The following is a 16,987-nucleotide window of genomic DNA, read 5'->3' as shown; positions in this document are numbered from 1 at the left end:
TATTTGGGCTGATGCCATGGGTGACTACTCTGCAAGAACGAGAAGCGAGTAGCCGCCGAGGATTCGCACCGCCAAATCCGGATGAATGGAATAAAGCAGCCTGCGCGGCAGCCGCATCAATGTGCTGCTGAGGGCCTGGTTGGGTAGTTCCAGGCGGCTTGCGGTGTAGGTGTAGTCGATGACGGAGTAGCCGCAGTCCCGCAGGGTAGCGAGCGCCGTGTCCTTGAAGAAATAATGCAGATGCCCGACATTGTTGCGCAAATTCGCAATCGGCCAAGCGCGCAGAACCGACTGCACCGAAAGGTCGAGCGGGATATGGAAGATCTTGTAGCGCCCGCAAGAGCGCAGCCCCTTTATGAAGGAAATATAGTCTTCGACGTGCTCTATCACATCCGCAATGACGACGACGTCAAACGAACTGTTCTTTTCCTCAAGTATGTTGCTCAGTTGAAAGGAAACGCGACTGGTTTCCTTCGTCTTTGCTCTTTGATAGGCGTGGGGAGAAACCTCATAGCCTGTAAAATGCGCCGTTGGAAAGGAGCGCGACAGATTGAGGAGGATTTCGCCCGTGCCGCAGCCGACTTCGCAAAGGCTGCTGAAGTTCAGCCGATTTTTGCGAATGATCGCTTCGATCTGACGGGCCTTCCACGGAGAATCCTCCTCGTGCCACGTCGGGTTCAGTTCAGCATACTGGTCGGTGAGATAGATATCGTGCAAAGCTAACCGTTCCCTGCCAAGAGTTCATACCTGCAGTTTATATACCTGCCGTCGGATGCCGCGGAGGTTCCGGGGATCAATATTGGGTCATTCCGATCGCCGCGGCTTACGAAATGGAAAGCCTGCGCAGTCTGTAGTGAAATGCATTCGAGGCAGCTTGATCAGTAGCTGCCTCGCGAGGACAAGACCGCCGGAATGGTCTTGGCCATGATCACGATGTCGCCCCACAGGCTCTGTTCGGCAACGTAGCGCACATCGAGCGCGACGCGCGTATCGTAGCTGGTGTCGCTGCGTCCGCTGACCTGCCAAAGGCCTGTCAGACCGGGTCGGACACGGATATAGTCGGCAAAATGCGCGCCGTAGAGCTCGGCTTCGCCGGTGACGATCGGACGCGGCCCGACAAGGCTCATTTCTCCCCGGATCACGTTCAAAAGCTGGGGAATTTCATCGACGCTGTTCTTGCGCAGCAGCTTGCCGAATTGGGTTACGCGGGGGTCGTCCTTCAGTTTCCGCGTCGCGTTCCACTCCGCCCTGAGGGAAGGATTGGCATCGAGATGCCGAGCCAGAACCTCATCCCCATTTTTGACCATCGTTCTGAATTTGAGGCAGGGAAACAGGACCCCGTTCCTGCCGACGCGCCGATGCGAATGAAAGATCGGCCGCCCCTGCGTTACAAGGAGAATTGCCACCACCATGACAATCATCGGCGCCAATACAACCAGTGCCCCTCCAGCCAAGACGGCATCAATGCAACGCTTGGTGGTATTGGAAGGCATGCTTTTTGCGTTTGTCCGTCGGAAGGACGTGCCGCCGTGTCGACGCGCCCGCAGATGGCCCAGTGAATCGAGCTCACTCCTAACGTTTATTTCCCTCATCAGCTTGCTCCGCATTCGGAAGAAACAAAGAAATGTCGTCAGCGATGTTTAGAAAGGCGCTGTCCCACGCCGAATTCGAATGTAGTTTCAGGTTAACAAATAATAAATAAATTGACAATGTCTTTGTTGCTCTGCAATATATGTGCGTTATTTATGACAAATCCGAGTTATTACACAACTTATTTATGCATATCTAAGTCTAGATAATGGTCCGTGTTGGAACATATATTTAGTGGATCGGATGCTAATCGGAACATAAGTTCGTATCATTTAGTAAGTACTTGTTGGCAGGGAGCTTGGCGATGGCAAATGCGACCGGACGGCCCACGGAGCCTTTGGTTTTGAGTAAGGAAGAACGGGATTATCTGGAGCTACAAGTGCATCGGCGTCGGACGGCAACGCGCTCTATGGCGGAGCGATGTCAGATCATCCTTCGCTGTGCTGATGGCATGACCAGCAAGGCCGTGGCGGCGGAGCTCGGAGTCCACGAAAACACCGTCGGCAAGTGGCGCCGGCGCTTCTTGAAAAGCCGCATAGACGGGCTTCTCGACGAGGAGCGCCCCGGAAGGCCGCGTAGGATCGATGATGAACAGATTGCGGCGGTGATCGCCCGCACGCTGCAGTCCACGCCCGAAGACGCCACGCATTGGTCGATCCGTTCGATGGCTGCGACGACAGGATTTTCGCATACGACAATTCGACGCATCTGGGCCGCGTTCGGTCTCCAACCCCATCGCATGCAGACGTTCAAGCCGTCGAGCGATCCGCTTTTTCTCGATAAAGTCTGCGATATTGTTGGACTTTACATGTCTCCGCCGATCCGCGCATTAGCGTTGAGCGTCAACGAGCGGGGTCTTCCTCGCGAGTTCGAGGAGGGGCGATCCGTCGCACCGTCGAATCCGTCCGCGGCTGAAGGCCAGCCCCATTCCTCTCCCTGGCAGGGTACGGTCTCGCTCGTCGGTGCCCTTGATATCGTCTGCGGTTTTGTTTCCGATAGATACCAGAAGCAGCACGGCGCCGCGGAATTTCTGGATTTTCTGAAACAGAGCGATGCGAGCGTTCCCCCTGAACTCGATATTCATATCATCTTGGACAATCGCGACGTACAAAAGAGCCCATTGGTTCAGGCCTGGTTGGGGCATCGCCCCCGCTATCACATACATTTTACTCCGTCACCGGTTTTCTGGCTGCGCCAGGTCGAGAGCTGGTTCGGCGAAATGAGCCGCAGGCAGGCGCAGCCTGGCGCCCGCGTCTCGGCAAGTCAGCTGGAAGCCGATATGCGGACTTTCATCGAGCGCCATAATGAGAACATCAAGCCATATAAATGGCTGAGTTCCGACAATGTTCATCCCTCCTGGCGTACGTTCCGGCAGAAAGATGCGGGAGATCCCGGATCGCGGATCCTGGGTGCATCGGGAAACCGGGGATAAATCGGCATAACTCCAGACTATACATTCAATACAGTCGAATAACTGTCTTGTTCATGGGGTACTTCATGCGTGTCGCAATCATACATTATTGGTTGGTTGGAATGCGTGGAGGGGAAAAGGTTCTCGAGGCCCTCTGCAGGATGTATCCGGGCGCGGACATCTTCACGCATGTCTACGATCCCTTGGTTGTCTCCGACGTCATAAAAAAGCATAGGGTATATACGACCTTCATAGATCGGCTTCCCTATGCGAAGCGAATGTATAAGAAATATCTTCCTTTGATGCCCATGGCGCTCGAGCAGGTGAACCTGAACGAATACGATCTCGTCATCAGCAGTGAATCAGGACCGGCCAAGGGGATAATACCCAATTCGACGGCGCTGCATGTGTGTTATTGCCATTCGCCGATGAGGTACATCTGGAACATGTATAATAGTTATTACGACAGTTCCGGTCTCATGACGCGCCTGATGATGCCGCCGCTTGCCCATTATCTAAGAACATGGGATGTCGCGACCGCCAATCGCGTGGATGACTTTGCTGCAAATTCGATCACGGTTGCCCGGCGTATCAAGAGCTACTACCGGCGGGATGCCGAAGTCATTCACCCGCCGGTCGATACGTCCGCATTTCACCCGGTGCCCCAGGCGGAAGTCAGCGATCATTATCTCATGGTCGGCGAACTCGTCGGCTACAAGCGACCCGACCTTGCAGTGGAGGCGTTCAATCGAATGAAGATGAAGCTTGTCGTCATCGGCGGCGGCGAGATGCTCGAACGATTGCGGAAAATGGCGGGGCCGACGGTGACGATAATGGGGCCGCAGCCGTTTCGTGTCCTGCAGGAGCAATATGCACGCTGCAAGGCGCTGATTTTTCCGGGTGAAGAGGACTTCGGGATCGTGCCTGTTGAGGCGATGGCGAGCGGCCGGCCCGTTATTGCCTTCAATCGCGGCGGCGCGACCGAAACGGTTGTTGCCGAAAAGACGGGAGTGTTCTTCGATACACAGACGGTAGACGCCCTGATCGAGGCAGTCGAGCATCTCGAGCGCATGGATCTGCGTCCGGGCGATGCCGTCGCGCGTGCGGCGGAATTCAGAACCGAAATCTTCATGAGAAAGTTTGCATCGTTCGTCAACAGATCGACCGGTGAGCAGCCCAAAGTCGTTCACGGCTAGGGTGTTGCCGCAAAGGCGGCATCAGCGAGGCACCTCTATCGTCGAGCAGGAGTGGTAGGCCATGGAGCCGAACAGGTCAGTGTGCAGTGGAATGGGCCGGGACAATATGGCTCAGAAAAATCATCGGCGTTCCGGGTATCGGCTGCTTGCCCTGGGCACGATCATCCTGGCTTCCGTGCTGGGCATGTCGAGCGTCTATGCGGATGATTATGTTCTCGGCCCTCAGGACAAGCTGCGCATACGCGTATACGAATGGCGGCCGATGACCGGCTCCGCAGTGGAGTGGGAGCCGTTGACCGGCGAGTTTGTCATCTCTGCTTCCGGTAACCTGTCGCTTCCCATCATAGGGATCGTGCCGGCGGCAGGAATGACTTCGGAGCAAGTGGCCGAAAGCATCGGCGAACGGCTGAAGACGCAGGTCGGCATGCAAAAGCGTCCCAATGCATCGGTGGAAGTGGCGCAATACCGGCCGTTCTTCCTGACCGGACTGGTGGCGAAGCCGGGGCGTTACGACTATAGCCCCGGCCTTACGGTCGTCCAGGCACTCAGCATGGCCGGAGGCACGTTCGGGGTCACCGATCCGACGCTTGTCGGCCTGCAGCGGGAGGCTCTGGTCGCCCGGGGCGACCTTCGTTCTTTGGATGTCGAGCGGCTCAGCCTTCTGGCGCGGCAGGCGCGTCTGGATGCGGTCATCGACAACAGGCCCTCGATCAGCTTCCCGTCGGAGATCATGCAGCGCGCAGACGATCCGCTCATCTCCCGAATGATGCATGAGGAGCAGGATTTGTTCGATACGCGCGAGCGCTCGCTGCGCACCGAGATCGACGCGCTGAACCAGGCAAAGCTGCTTGCCAGCAATCAGATCGAGGCACTCACCTCCAAGGCCACCTCGCTCGCCAAGCAGATAGAGCTCGCCAACAAGGATGTCGGTACGGTCAACAAGCTGATTTCGCAGGGACTGACCGTGTCGTCGCGTGAGCTCAACGCCAACCAGAACCTGGCGCAGCTAGAAAGCCAGAACCTTGACGTGGCACTCGCCAATCTCAAGGCGCGACAGGACATTGCAAAGGCGGATGGCGATATTGCCGATGTCAGCAATCGCTATCGTACGCAGGCACTGACAGAAGCTGCGGATGTGCGCGATCGTCTCGCGGCCAACAGGGAAAAGGCAGCGACGACACAGGCCTTGCTCGACAATATTCAAGCGCGCGCTCCGGCTGCTGCGGCAAGTGTGGCAAGCGAGGATCCGCGACGGACGCTCAAGACGACGATCGATCGCGTGGTCGACGGTACGCTGCACAGCATGGCCGCAAGCGACAATGATCCGGTCGCGCCGGGGGATGTCATTCGCGTGGAAGATGCGAAGCCGCAAGCGCTGACACAGACGACGGACAGCGGCAGAGGCCCGGCTTTGTCTCCTTGACCGGGAGATGGTTTCCTGCGGATTCGGGCAATTCCACGAGCCACCCAGGCAGGAGATGCTTTACGGAGGGTTTTCGCATCAAGCGCGTATCGCGCGTAGCGGTTGTTCGCCTAAAAGTAGCGACATAGATCCAAATGACAGTCTTTCTTGGAAAATTGGGCGTATAACTGCATAAGTCAGGAATATTCGACTTGTCCCCGAGGCGCAGATCACGGATACTATTGCTCGGTATTGTTCTTGATTGAAGATGAACTACTCGGAGCTAGGCGTTTGATGGCTTGGGGTCTCATTGTCTCATTCGTCGTCGGGGCCTTATGCGCCTTGAGGGTACCAATTTTGCTTTTTACGATAATCGTCCTGATTGTGATGGCCGGTTACGCATTCGCCAATATCGGCTCCGGGAGCTCTGCGCTCGACATCGCCCTATGGTCCTTCATTCTGGCTGCCGTGCTCGAGGCAGGTTATATTTTTCCCCGCCTGCTGCTTTACATCATCTACGTGAAAGTGCTGGGGCGGGATATCGGCAGGTCGACATCCAAGAACGGTTCGGATCTCTTTGCGGGCAACCTGTTTCAAGCCCATTCGGACGGAAGACTTTCCCCGAAGGCCGAGCGCGCAAGCGTAGACAAAGCTCGCCCGGGAATACAGGACTGATACGAAGATCGGTCGGATCGTCCCGCGCGTTCGTTTCCGCGTAGCGCAAATCGGGTGTCAATCAGGATTCAGGCGCTATAATTTTATCCTGTTCTTCGCTTCTGAGCTTCCGAGAAACATACCAGCCATCCCACTGCGAAAACTGCGGAAACACCCGCTTGTATCCCTTGTTCTCCAGAAGCGTTTGGATTGCCGCTTCGGTCTTGGGATTGTTCTCCACGGAAATGAGCTGAAATTCCCGGCTGAAGCTATAGGCGGAAAGTATATCCAGCTCGCTCCCTTCCGTATCTATCGAAAGGTAGTCGATGACGGCTGGTGCGTCATAGGTATCGAGCAGATCGTCCAGCGATATGGTTTCGACCCTGATCTGTCTTCCCTTACTGCGAACGCCGGAAAAATGGTCTCCTTGGGAAAAATCGGCAATGGAGCTCAATTCCGGGTCGGTCTCATCCGTGGCAATGAAATTGACCGTCGCGCCGGAACTCGACGACACGCATCGATGCTCGATGGAGGCGGACCTGTTGGCGGCCAGGTCCGAATGCCAGATCGGATTGGGCTCGGCGAGGATGCCATGCCAGCCGAACTTCTTTTCGAGGAGCCAGCTGTTGCTGTTCTTCAAGCCATTGGTCGAGCCGAATTCCACGAAAAATCCGTCTCTTTTCTCCGCCAGCTCAAAACATACCCAGAGATCCTGCATGATCTGGGCGTGCGACCAGCTTCGCCTGGCCAGGCAGTAGCCGATGAATCTGGCGTTTTCGTCCAGTATGATGTCGGATATTTCAGCCCTGTTAAGGCGAATGGCGTTGAAGATAATTCTCTGTAAGCTTCTATTCTTATGAAATCTGCCAAATGCAGACGATAGTCCAGACAATATGAATTTCTTGGCGTCAAACATCTTGGCTATCCAGATATTTCGATAGTTCAAATTAGCGCATCATTCACGCCTTACCAATCGATATTTGCAGTGTCGGGCGTCCGCACTTCTTCCTCCTCAATCTTCGGTCGTGAGGCCTGCTGGCACGATCTTCACCGGCTTGGCAAATGCTCCGTTTGATCCGACCGCCAAACCGGCGAAACCCTTTCAACCGCAAAACATCGGGCATGGAACGAAACGCCGCCGGCATTGTTCTCACATGAGAAAATTGCCGCGATGAGCTTCCCGCGGGAGGATGCCTTGCCGATTACGGTAGACAGCATGACCCTGGATCCGAACTGGCTCGATATTGCTGTGCGTCTGCTACTGGTGGTCACCGCCGGCGCCATGATCGGCATCAATCGCGAGGTGGGCGGACATGCGGCCGGGTTCCGGACGACGATTCTGGTGGGACTTGCCGCCTGCTTGTCAATGATCCAGGCCAATCTCCTGCTGTCCACCTTGGGTAAGGCACAGCAATCATTTGCCTCGATGGATGTGCTGCGCTTTCCGCTCGGCGTGCTGACCGGGGTGGGTTTCATCGGCGGTGGCGCCATCCTTAAACGTGGTGATCTGGTCACCGGCGTAACGACAGCGGCGACCCTATGGATCATGACGGCCATTGGCCTGTGCATCGGCGGCGGCCAGCTGATCGTGGGTTCGCTCGGCGCCGTTATCGCCTTTGTCGTGCTATCCCCTTTCAAACAGTTCGACCGGCTGATGTCGCACCGGCAAAAGGCTCGTTTCGTGATCGAACTTCCCGGTGACGCCGATATCGCCACTGGCATGCAGACAGCGCTTGAGCCGCATGGATATGTCTTTTCATTTATCGGCAAGGTAGCCGCCCCCGACGAGACTATGTCGCATATCACTTACGATGTGCGCTGGAAGCACGCTGGTCGCGATGGCGGCGGTGCGCAGCTGCTCGCCTCCCTGCAGGAACACCACAAGATCGTTTCCTTCGAGATGCTGACGGTGGGCTCGTAGCCATCGACATCAAGACCGGAACATTCGCCGGCGGCAGCGGTTTGTCTCATATCAAATATGAGACAGGGAGAAAACGATGATTGAGACCAAGAACAGCAAAGCGGCACGAGATTCTCCGGATCGCGGCGATATCCGCACCCTTCAAGCCCTCGATCAGGCCGCCGGCGGTTCAGGAGATATCGCGCCGGAGAATGGAACTGACGATGCGCGCTGCGAAGATTCGTCCGAATGCGACGTGCAGCGCCAGCAGATGGCCGAGGAGATCCATTTCAGGATATCCCATCCGCGAACAGTCTCTCGACCGGGCGGAGCTGGTAGAGAGGGGATGGCCGCGGATCACGGTGAAGGCGATCAAGCCCCGAAGCAGGAGAGAACGGACGCGGAAATTCGCGCAGAGATCGAAGGCTGGTTGAAGGCCGATCAGCTGCTTGATGAGGCGAATATTTTCGTCAGTGTCAGTCGTGGACGCGTCATTATCGAAGGCTCCGTCGAAAATCACGAAGCCAAGCAGCGTGCCGAGGCAATTTCCCGGCAGGCGCGCGGCATTATCGGGCATGACAGCAATCTTGCTGTCCGCAAGTCGCCATAGACCGGGCCTGCGAGATGCGAACGCTGTTGCTCGTCATCTTCGGTCTGATGATCGCCTCCATCCTGGGGATTGTCGTGATCAAGCCGTTTACGTCGAGTAATGGTCGAGACCCCGGCGCCGTCACGCACGGCCCCATTCAGCAGCCGGAGCCGAAGCCCTAGCGATAGTCTCATTTGCTCGGCTGCTGATTGTTGGGTTGTTCCGGCGGCGTCTCGCCCGGTTTGATGATCGGGGTATTGCCGACATCCGGAGCAGGCTTTTCCATCTTGCTGTCGCCGACGGCCGGGGGCTTGAGGACGCCGCCGCAATCCGACAGCTTTTTGCCGGGATCGTCCGGTGCGGGGGCTGCTTGCCCATTGTCAGTCGGCTTGTTCTCCGTCTGCCGATTTGTGTCGGTCGCCTTGCAGCGGTCGCTACCCGGCTGTTGCTGTGCCGATGCGAGGTTCGACGCCATGACTGCCGCTATGGCCGCTGTCAGCAAGACGCGACCGCATTTGGCCAGTATCTCGCCACTCGAATGACCCCGCCGATCAGACCTGGGTCGAAATGATGGTGTCGATGCCGATGGAACCTTCGACGACACCGCGTTCGCGATATTCCTTGCCATTGTCCACCTCGATGACTGTATAGAGTTTCTCGTTGCGGAAGACGCTTGCCATTCTGGTCGTCTTGTCCTCCGCGGGGGCGGCGCCGATGTCCATGAAATCCAGCTCCGTTTCGGCCGCGACGATGCGTGCGTCGCCCGCGGTTCGAGCAGCAACGAGGATTTCGCCACGAGATCTGGCGTCCAGCCAGTTGGGATCATCTTCGGCCGCGACCGGAACCAAACGGTAGAGCTTCAAAGCCTCGTCCATCTTTCCACCTCCTTGAACGTTGGAAAGGCACAGATCGGATGGGTAGGAAGCTCGACTGCCGTTTCGTTGGCTATGGAGAGAAAGCGGAAAAATCTCCATATTCTTCAGCGCCATCGCGTCCGCTTGGCACGATCTGTTACCTCATGGGCTAACGTGCCGTGGCGCGCAATGTTCCGATTCAAGCCGATTGGACGGAGAATGCGACGAAATGGAACTATCTCCAGCTATTCCGGTTAGGCCAACACCAGGGTTAAAACGAACGGAGGCCTAAAATGGCATCCCCGGAACCAAAGAAGCCACTTTCGGCGACAGAGGCTCGCCAGGGAGTACGTGGCACCCATCTATCCACGCTCCTCATCATTGCGCTGGTTCTGGCCGCAATCGTATGGGCCGGTGTTGAAATGTGGAGCCGCCATATCGAACCGGATAAATCTCAAAGCCCGGGGCCGGCTATCAGCTCCTCCTCCGGGCAGCCGCAGGGCGGCACGATCGACAATATCCCGCCTGCCGGCCAATCTGCGCAGCCCGCACCGACCGATCGCACGGACAACAATCAGCATGGCATAAAGAGTACGCCGGCCCAGCCGAGCCGCGACGGAACGCAGAATTAGGCGATCTCCCTGGCAAAAGGCATGATCGATGATCGTACAGTGGGTCGGGTGCGCGCGGGCGAGTGGCACAGCGGTGCCTGCTTGCGGTCCTTATCCGACGCGGCGGCCGTCGGGGACCTGGTTCTTCTCGGTGTCTCGTGCATCATCCTCGGATCGGGGCGTTTCGGCGGCCTTCGGTCGAAACCTTGCAAGTATCTCCTCGCCGTCGGCGGATGCCCGGGTTCGTTCCATGATCTCGCGCTCCTTGGCCGCCTGTTCCCAATGATGCTGGCTGCATCCCCAAGGCCGGCCGGCGGCCTCCCAAATGGCATAGGCCCGCCTGCTGATCCACTCGAACCGCTCATCCGTCATTTTTTCCTCCTTCGTGGCCGTTTCGAACCGCGGGTGAGGGGCAAGGTTCCCGCGCGGAACAATAATGGCACTGACGGGTTGCACCATATGTTCCGAACTTCACAAACTCATGAATCCATGACAGTAAAAGGAGGATCGAATGGCTTTGACGTTGATCAGCAAAGCCTTTGCTGAAAACGAGCCGATACCGGACAGATACGCGCTGGATGGCGAGAATATGTTCCCGCCGCTCGCCTGGGGCGGCGCTCCCGAAAAGACCCAAAGTTTCGCTTTTATCATCGAGGATCCGGACGCGCCGAGCGGCACGTTTTGCCATTGCGGCATCGCCAATATTCCCGCGCAATGGGGCGGCCTGGCCGAAGGCGTAGATACAATGCAGGAGCAGGCACTGCGCTTTTATAAGAACGATTTCGGCAACGCGCGCTATGACGGTCCGAAGCCACCGAGCGGAGATCCTCCTCATCGCTATATTTTTCGGTTGGCCGCCCTCGACGTACCGAGGGTCACGCTTCCTGAAGCCATCGGAGCCGAAGCGATGTGGCAGAAGGTGAAGAAACACATGCTGGCGGAGGCGAGCCTCACCGGCACCTATCAATCGTAGGTTGAGATCTGCAAGCGGACGCGATCGGCGCATCTCGACGCCGACCGCGTCGATACGAGTTGAATGGGTGCCGAAATCCGGCGTCCCTGGGATTGCTGCAATGAGCAGGAAAGACCGAGGTGACATGGACAAGGACAAGCCGCGCATGTTCTCAGCCCAGGATGTTCGTCAAGGCGAGCGGCGGTGCAGCGCTTGATCTTCATCGGCGGGCTTGTGGCAGCAGTGCTCGTGATCCTGCTGGTGCGGTTTGCCGGATAGACGAGAGGTCGCAGCAAGGACTACGAGCATAGCTGTTTCAGCACAATACACGCCTGATGTTTCGGCCGATATGGAGCCCGGGCCACGTCTATCGCTTCCATCGCCAATCCCCGACTTCGGGCATGTCCTCACCGTAACGCCGGACATAGTCGTGATGCTTGATAAGCTTCGCCTTTAACTCGTGTCTGACGTCGGGAACCTTTTCCGCCAGGCCCGGCACGCGGTCGATCGCTTCAAGCGCGAGATGATAGCGGTCGAGTTCGTTCAGCACGGTCATGTCGAAGGGGGTTGTCGTCGTACCCTCCTCGATGAACCCGCGTACATGAATGTTGTCGTGGTTGGTTCGTCTGTAGGTCAGCCGGTGGATCAGATAGGGATAGCCGTGATAGGCGAAGATCACCGGCTTGTCCTTGGTGAAGATCTGATCGAAGGTTTGATGATCGAGACCGTGCGGATGCTGGTTCGGGTCCTGCAGAGCCAGAAGATCGACCACGTTGACCGTCCGGATCTTGAGATCTGGGATTGCCTCATGCAGCAGCATGACGGCGGCAAGTGTCTCCATGGTCGGAACGTCGCCGGCGCAGGCCATGACGACATCGGGGGCGATCGTATTGTCTTCGTAGCTTGCCCAATCCCAGACGCCGACGCCCGCCTTACAATGGGCGATCGCCTCGTCCATCGTGAGCCACTGCGATTCCGGCTGCTTGCCGGCAACGATGACGTTGATCCGGTCATAGGTTCTGAGGCAATGATCGCCGACCCATAACAGCGTGTTGGCGTCCGGCGGCAGATAGATGCGCACGATATCGGCCTTCTTGTTGGCGACGAGATCGACGAAGCCGGGATCCTGATGGGAGAAGCCGTTGTGATCCTGCCGCCAGACATGCGATGTCAAGAGATAGTTCAGCGACGAGATCGGCTTGCGCCATGGCAGTTCGCGCGAGACCTTCAGCCATTTGGCGTGCTGGTTGAACATGGAATCGATGATGTGGATAAAGGCCTCGTAGCACGAGAAAAGCCCGTGCCTGCCGGTAAGCAGATAGCCTTCCAGCCAGCCCTGGCACAGATGCTCGCTCAAGACCTCCATGACCCGGCCATCCCGAGCCAGGTGGACATCGTAATCTTCGATCGCCTCCATCCAGACCCGATCCGTGACATCGAAGACGCTGCCGAGCCGGTTCGATTCCGTCTCGTCGGGACCGAAGATGCGGAAATTCTGCTTGACATCATTGAGCTTCAGCGTGTCGCGCAGATACTGACCAAGGATTTCGGTGGATTGCACCTGCTTGCTGCCGCGTTCGCCGATCTCGATGGCGTAATTCTCGATGGACGGAACGGAAAGCTCCTTGCGAAGCAGGCCGCCATTGGCATGGGGATTGGCGCCCATGCGCCGTTTGCCCTGGGGCGCAAGCGCCTGCAGTTCGGTCTTCAAGCGTCCTTCACGATCGAAGAGATCGTCCGGATCATAGCTGCGCATCCAGTCTTCCAGAATCTTGCGATGATCCTCGTTGCCGCGGCAATTGGCAACGGGCACCTGATGCGCTCGCCAGAAGCCTTCGACCTTCTTGCCATCGACTTGCCTCGGGCCTGTCCAGCCTTTCGGACTGCGCAGCACGATCATCGGCCAGCGGGGCATGGCTTCGACTGATGTTTTTTCACGAGCGTTCCGCTGTATGCCGCGGATGCGATCGAACACCTGGTCGAAAGTGGCGGCCATCCTCTGATGCATGAGCGCCGGTTCATGCCCTTCGACGAAGAAGGCCTCGTAGCCGTAGCCAGAAAACAGGTTGCGCAGATCCTCATCGCTTGCCCGGCCGAGGATCGTCGGATTGGCGATCTTGTAGCCGTTGAGATGGAGGATCGGCAGCACTGCGCCGTCGCGCGCCGGATTGAGGAACTTGTTGGAATGCCAGCCTGCTGCGAGCGGTCCGGTTTCGGCCTCGCCGTCGCCAACGACGCAGGCTACGATAAGATCGGGATTGTCGAAGGCGGCTCCAAAGGCATGTACGAGCGCATAGCCGAGCTCACCGCCTTCGTGGATGGATCCGGGCGTCTCAGGCGCTGCATGGCTTGGAATGCCGCCGGGGAAGGAAAACTGCTTGAACAGTCTTTGCATCCCTTCCGCCGTCTCGGAGATATCCGGATAGATTTCGCTATAGGTGCCCTCGAGATAGGTGTTGGCAACCATGCCGGGGCCGCCATGGCCCGGGCCGCATACATAGATGACGTCGAGATCGCGCGCCTTGATGAGGCGGTTGAGATGCGCGTAGATGAAGTTCAGTCCCGGCGTCGTGCCCCAGTGGCCGAGCAATCTCGGTTTGATGTGCTCGGGCTTCAGCGGTTCGCGCAGCAGCGGATTGTCCATCAGATAGATCTGGCCGACCGAAAGATAATTGGCGGCCTTCCAGTAGCGGTCGATCAGAGCGAGTTCTTCGGGCGAAAGCGGTGTGGCGACTGCATTCATTTCCGTCTCCTCGTTTTCGTCACATGATGAGTGCCGTCGCCTCCTCGGCGATCACCTGCTCCTCATCGGTCGGAATGACAAATAGCTTGGCATGGCTGGATGCCGCGTTGATCGAGGTCAAATTGCGGTTGTTCGCGTCCCCGTCGATTTCAATGCCCAGCCATTGCAGCCTTTGTGCAACGCGGGCTCTGATCTGCGGCTGGTTTTCGCCGATGCCGGCCGTGAAGACGATGGCATCAAGGCCTCCGAGCGTCGTGCATAATCGGCCGACTTCGCCCGATATGCGCAGGCAGAACAGATCTATGGCCTCTGCCGCTTCCGGACTGTCGTCACCGAGCAGGACTCGAGTGTCGCCGCTGATGCCGGAAACACCGAGCAGGCCGCATTCGTGATAGAGAAAATCCTCCATCTCGTCAGGCTGCCGCATGCCGCTCCTCATGAGATAGAGCAGCGCTCCGGGGTCGAGCCAGCCGGGGCGTGTCGCCATGGGAATCCCGTCCAATGCCGAAAAACCCATGCTTGTATCCCGGCTGATGCCATCCTCCATGGCGCATAGGCTGGCGCCGCTGCCGAGGTGGCATGCGATCACCTTACCCCCGGCGGCTATCGGGTCGATCTGCCGAAGCCGGGAGGCGACGTATTTGTAGGAAAGGCCGTGAAAGCCGTAGCGGCGCACGCCATCGTCGTGCATCCTGCGTGGGATGGCCAGTCGCCGCACGAGGTCGGATTGCGACGAATGGAATGCCGTGTCGAACGAAGCGACCTGCCGGACATCCGGCCTGAGCGTTGCGATCGATCGGATGACCCGCAAGGCTTGGGGCTGGTGCAAAGGGGCGAGCGGAATGAGCGCCTCGATCTGCCCGATCCTGGCATCATCCAGCGGGATGGCCTTGGGGAACGTCATGCCGCCATGGACGACGCGGTGGGCCACTGCGCTTAGTCCGCCTGGAAGGTGAGCGAGCATATGATCCAGGGTTTCGCCTACGATGGAAACGAAATTCGTGTCGTTGTCGCCCTTGACCGGCTTCTCGTAGTGAGCCTGCCTGACGGAATAGCGAAGCGTCAGCGGCGTTTGATCGAAATCGATCTTCCCGCGACCGACATTGCTCGCCCGGGCGCCCTTCAACTCGAATATCCCGATCTTCAGGGTCGAGGATCCGGCATTGAATGTCAGCAGGACATCGTCGGTCATGTCAGCCTCGGACGAAGGGGGTGGACTACCAGAAGCTAGTGCATTCGCCTGCAAGGGCAACCGTAAAAGCAGCTTGCGTGGCTCTTTGCCGCTATGGCACGTTGTCACCAAGATCGGCAGCGAAAGAGAGCGCGGTTGTCGGCAGCGACCGGCGCTTGAAGAGGATCGTCGTCGGCGCAGCCAATGTTTTGCTTGATCCTATTGCCTTGACAGAGGATGTTACCGATCAGTCCGGCGCAATCTACGAAGACTACCTTGACACAGTATTCTCACGCTTCCGCCGCGGAAGCGGATTGGTTTGTGGCATTCGTCAGCGGGCATATTTGGCGTTTGATCGATGTGCTGCCGACGATTTTCGTCGGGAGGTTCGATCTCGAAACAGGGCTCTTCCAACGGCGACAGTCACAGCGCCGTTATTTTTGGAAACCAGAATGCAAACAATACATGCGATCCTTTCTCCGAAATAGAGTGCCGGGACGGCGACAGTCTTCGATCAGCTGGTGAGGGCCTTCAATGCCTTGCGATGGAAATGACATATTCCGCTCACGGACAATCGGTTCCCGCGAATTCATGCATTTACGGGAATTGTTCGATCGTTCGTTCAAGGCTGCTCGTATCGGAGTATGGGAATGCAGCTTGCCCGACCAGACGCTTAGCTGGACGGATACGGTCTATGAACTCTTCGATCTTGCGCCGCAAACGCCGCTCACGCGGGAAGAGATCCTGAAATTCTACACTCCGGAGACTCGCCGCCGGCTTGATGAGGTCCGTGAGAGAGCAATCCATACGGGCGAAGGTTTCAGCTTGGATGCGCAGATAATAACCGCAAGCGGAAACCGCCGGTGGATAAGAATAACCGCCTGCGTCGAGGTCGTGAACGGGACCGCGACAAGAATATTCGGCATGAAACAGGACATCACCGCCGAAAAGACCATGGTCGAGCAGCTCCGCCAATTGGCCGAGCATGACATTCTGACCGGGCTGACGTCCCGGACCCGCTTCGAAACTTTCTTCAACGAAGTATGCGCAACACAAGGACCGACGGCCAGGGCTCTGCTCCTGGTGGATCTCGACGGTTTCAAGTCCGTCAATGACACGCTTGGGCACCAGGCGGGCGATGACTGCCTCAAAGCCGCCGGACGCAGGCTTTCGCAGGCCGTCCCTAAAGCCAGCATGATCGCTCGGATCGGTGGCGACGAGTTTGCCGTGATCCACGAATGTCCCTCGACCGACTACCTTGCAAGAATCGCCGGCCGTGTCGTCAGGGGATTGAACTGGACCGTCTCCACGCCATTGAAGACCATCCGCATTGCAACCTCCGTCGGCGCGGCCATAATCGTCCCAGGCCATTCGGCCAAAGACATATTTGCGAAAGCGGATCGCGGCCTCTACGAAGTGAAGTCATCGGGGAAAAACGGTTTCCGGATCGTATCGCCCGCATGGTCCGCATTCGAAGGCGCTTGAGCCTGCACGACGGTAAGGTTGCCTTTGCCGGCGCGCATGACAAGCGACGACAGCGTCTTGTCATGAAAACTTCCCACCATGCCAGGCTGCTTGCACCTGCCTGAGAAATCCCAGGCGATGCTGCCAAAGCATTCGCAAGAACCGTTCGCTTTACTTCGGCTCTGAACTTCATGTCTCGGCGCACCTTCGCGATCATACCGGCGGCAATTCCATGTCAGGAATGATCCCGAACGATTGCCGGCCACATAGCCGGCTTTTGTGCAGATTGCGTGGAGGTTCCGTACAGGTCGGGTGAAGAGAGGCGGCAGCGAAGGATAAAATATGTGCCTCCCTCAAGTCCAATGCATGGACAGATATGATGTCGCGGCACAGCAGATCCGCCGATCTGGCGACTGGCCTTCGTGAACTCTCGAGCAAATGTCCACGTAA

Annotated in this window: 19 protein-coding genes; 11 read left to right on the top strand and 8 right to left on the bottom strand. The window is 57.5% G+C overall.

Annotated features, from left to right (window positions below):
- Positions 1-24: 24 nt before the first annotated feature.
- Positions 25-717 (bottom strand): class I SAM-dependent methyltransferase, encoded by a 693-nt coding sequence (locus tag Q4Q11_RS09800; RefSeq protein WP_112509677.1) that lies wholly within the window; start codon positions 715-717, stop codon positions 25-27.
- 161 nt (positions 718-878) lie between these two features.
- Entirely contained in the window at positions 879-1,493 is a 615-nt protein-coding gene (locus tag Q4Q11_RS09795; protein WP_498569373.1) for a sugar transferase, read from the bottom strand.
- A gap of 395 nt (positions 1,494-1,888) precedes the next feature.
- Between Q4Q11_RS09795 and Q4Q11_RS09790 the strand changes: the two genes are divergently transcribed.
- The 4 genes from Q4Q11_RS09790 (at position 1,889) to Q4Q11_RS09775 (ending at position 6,274) form a co-directional block, all read left to right on the top strand.
- Positions 1,889-3,022 (top strand): IS630 family transposase, encoded by a 1,134-nt coding sequence (locus tag Q4Q11_RS09790; protein ID WP_498569372.1) that lies wholly within the window; start codon positions 1,889-1,891, stop codon positions 3,020-3,022.
- A 101-nt stretch (positions 3,023-3,123) separates the two neighbouring features.
- Positions 3,124-4,197: a glycosyltransferase gene (locus tag Q4Q11_RS09785; protein ID WP_498569397.1), complete on the top strand. Its 1,074-nt coding sequence runs from the start codon at positions 3,124-3,126 to the stop codon at positions 4,195-4,197.
- Between the two features lie 106 nt (positions 4,198-4,303).
- Positions 4,304-5,620: a polysaccharide biosynthesis/export family protein gene (locus Q4Q11_RS09780; protein WP_498569371.1), complete on the top strand. Its 1,317-nt coding sequence runs from the start codon at positions 4,304-4,306 to the stop codon at positions 5,618-5,620.
- Positions 5,621-5,956: 336 nt separating this feature from the next.
- On the top strand, positions 5,957-6,274 hold the full coding sequence (locus tag Q4Q11_RS09775) for a hypothetical protein (RefSeq protein ID WP_498569370.1): 318 nt from the start codon (positions 5,957-5,959) through the stop codon (positions 6,272-6,274).
- A gap of 61 nt (positions 6,275-6,335) precedes the next feature.
- On the opposite strand, the gene Q4Q11_RS09770 is transcribed toward Q4Q11_RS09775, so the two are convergent.
- Positions 6,336-7,169 (bottom strand): FkbM family methyltransferase, encoded by an 834-nt coding sequence (locus tag Q4Q11_RS09770; protein ID WP_498569369.1) that lies wholly within the window; start codon positions 7,167-7,169, stop codon positions 6,336-6,338.
- Positions 7,170-7,469: 300 nt separating this feature from the next.
- On the opposite strand from Q4Q11_RS09770, the gene Q4Q11_RS09765 reads away from it, so the two are divergent.
- From Q4Q11_RS09765 to Q4Q11_RS09755, 3 genes are all read left to right on the top strand, one after another.
- On the top strand, positions 7,470-8,174 hold the full coding sequence (locus Q4Q11_RS09765; protein ID WP_498569368.1) for an MgtC/SapB family protein: 705 nt from the start codon (positions 7,470-7,472) through the stop codon (positions 8,172-8,174).
- 76 nt (positions 8,175-8,250) lie between these two features.
- On the top strand, positions 8,251-8,763 hold the full coding sequence (locus Q4Q11_RS09760) for a BON domain-containing protein (RefSeq protein WP_498569367.1): 513 nt from the start codon (positions 8,251-8,253) through the stop codon (positions 8,761-8,763).
- Positions 8,764-8,777: 14 nt separating this feature from the next.
- Positions 8,778-8,924, top strand: coding sequence for a hypothetical protein (locus Q4Q11_RS09755; RefSeq protein ID WP_498569366.1), 147 nt, complete (start codon positions 8,778-8,780; stop codon positions 8,922-8,924).
- 8 nt (positions 8,925-8,932) lie between these two features.
- Here Q4Q11_RS09755 and Q4Q11_RS09750 read toward each other — a convergent pair whose 3' ends face one another.
- Positions 8,933-9,217 (bottom strand): hypothetical protein, encoded by a 285-nt coding sequence (locus tag Q4Q11_RS09750; RefSeq protein ID WP_498569365.1) that lies wholly within the window; start codon positions 9,215-9,217, stop codon positions 8,933-8,935.
- 76 nt (positions 9,218-9,293) lie between these two features.
- Positions 9,294-9,617, bottom strand: coding sequence for a hypothetical protein (locus Q4Q11_RS09745; RefSeq protein WP_112509694.1), 324 nt, complete (start codon positions 9,615-9,617; stop codon positions 9,294-9,296).
- Positions 9,618-9,889: 272 nt separating this feature from the next.
- Between Q4Q11_RS09745 and Q4Q11_RS09740 the strand changes: the two genes are divergently transcribed.
- Positions 9,890-10,228, top strand: a complete 339-nt coding sequence (locus tag Q4Q11_RS09740; RefSeq protein ID WP_498569364.1) for a hypothetical protein — start codon at positions 9,890-9,892, stop codon at positions 10,226-10,228.
- A 90-nt stretch (positions 10,229-10,318) separates the two neighbouring features.
- On the opposite strand, the gene Q4Q11_RS09735 is transcribed toward Q4Q11_RS09740, so the two are convergent.
- Positions 10,319-10,579 carry a DUF2934 domain-containing protein gene (locus tag Q4Q11_RS09735; RefSeq protein ID WP_112509698.1) on the bottom strand — a complete coding sequence of 87 codons (261 nt, stop codon included), beginning with the start codon at positions 10,577-10,579 and terminating at the stop codon, positions 10,319-10,321.
- A gap of 139 nt (positions 10,580-10,718) precedes the next feature.
- Between Q4Q11_RS09735 and Q4Q11_RS09730 the strand changes: the two genes are divergently transcribed.
- A complete protein-coding gene (locus Q4Q11_RS09730; protein WP_112509700.1) occupies positions 10,719-11,180 on the top strand; it encodes a YbhB/YbcL family Raf kinase inhibitor-like protein in 462 nt (153 codons plus the stop codon).
- Between the two features lie 346 nt (positions 11,181-11,526).
- On the opposite strand, the gene Q4Q11_RS09725 is transcribed toward Q4Q11_RS09730, so the two are convergent.
- Both Q4Q11_RS09725 and Q4Q11_RS09720 read right to left on the bottom strand, forming a co-directional pair.
- The gene (locus Q4Q11_RS09725) at positions 11,527-13,902 is read right to left on the bottom strand and encodes a phosphoketolase family protein (protein WP_498569363.1); all 2,376 of its coding nucleotides are present in this window, start codon (positions 13,900-13,902) and stop codon (positions 11,527-11,529) included.
- A gap of 19 nt (positions 13,903-13,921) precedes the next feature.
- The gene (locus tag Q4Q11_RS09720; RefSeq protein WP_498569362.1) at positions 13,922-15,094 is read right to left on the bottom strand and encodes an acetate/propionate family kinase; all 1,173 of its coding nucleotides are present in this window, start codon (positions 15,092-15,094) and stop codon (positions 13,922-13,924) included.
- 20 nt (positions 15,095-15,114) lie between these two features.
- On the opposite strand from Q4Q11_RS09720, the gene Q4Q11_RS09715 reads away from it, so the two are divergent.
- Both Q4Q11_RS09715 and Q4Q11_RS09710 read left to right on the top strand, forming a co-directional pair.
- Positions 15,115-15,561 carry a hypothetical protein gene (locus tag Q4Q11_RS09715; protein WP_498569361.1) on the top strand — a complete coding sequence of 149 codons (447 nt, stop codon included), beginning with the start codon at positions 15,115-15,117 and terminating at the stop codon, positions 15,559-15,561.
- 169 nt (positions 15,562-15,730) lie between these two features.
- Positions 15,731-16,558 (top strand): GGDEF domain-containing protein, encoded by an 828-nt coding sequence (locus Q4Q11_RS09710; RefSeq protein WP_498569360.1) that lies wholly within the window; start codon positions 15,731-15,733, stop codon positions 16,556-16,558.
- The last annotated feature ends 429 nt before the right edge of the window (positions 16,559-16,987 follow it).

It is taken from the genome of Rhizobium sp. UFLA01-1127 (assembly GCF_059803845.1).
This window is presented reverse-complemented; position numbering and strand designations above follow the sequence as displayed.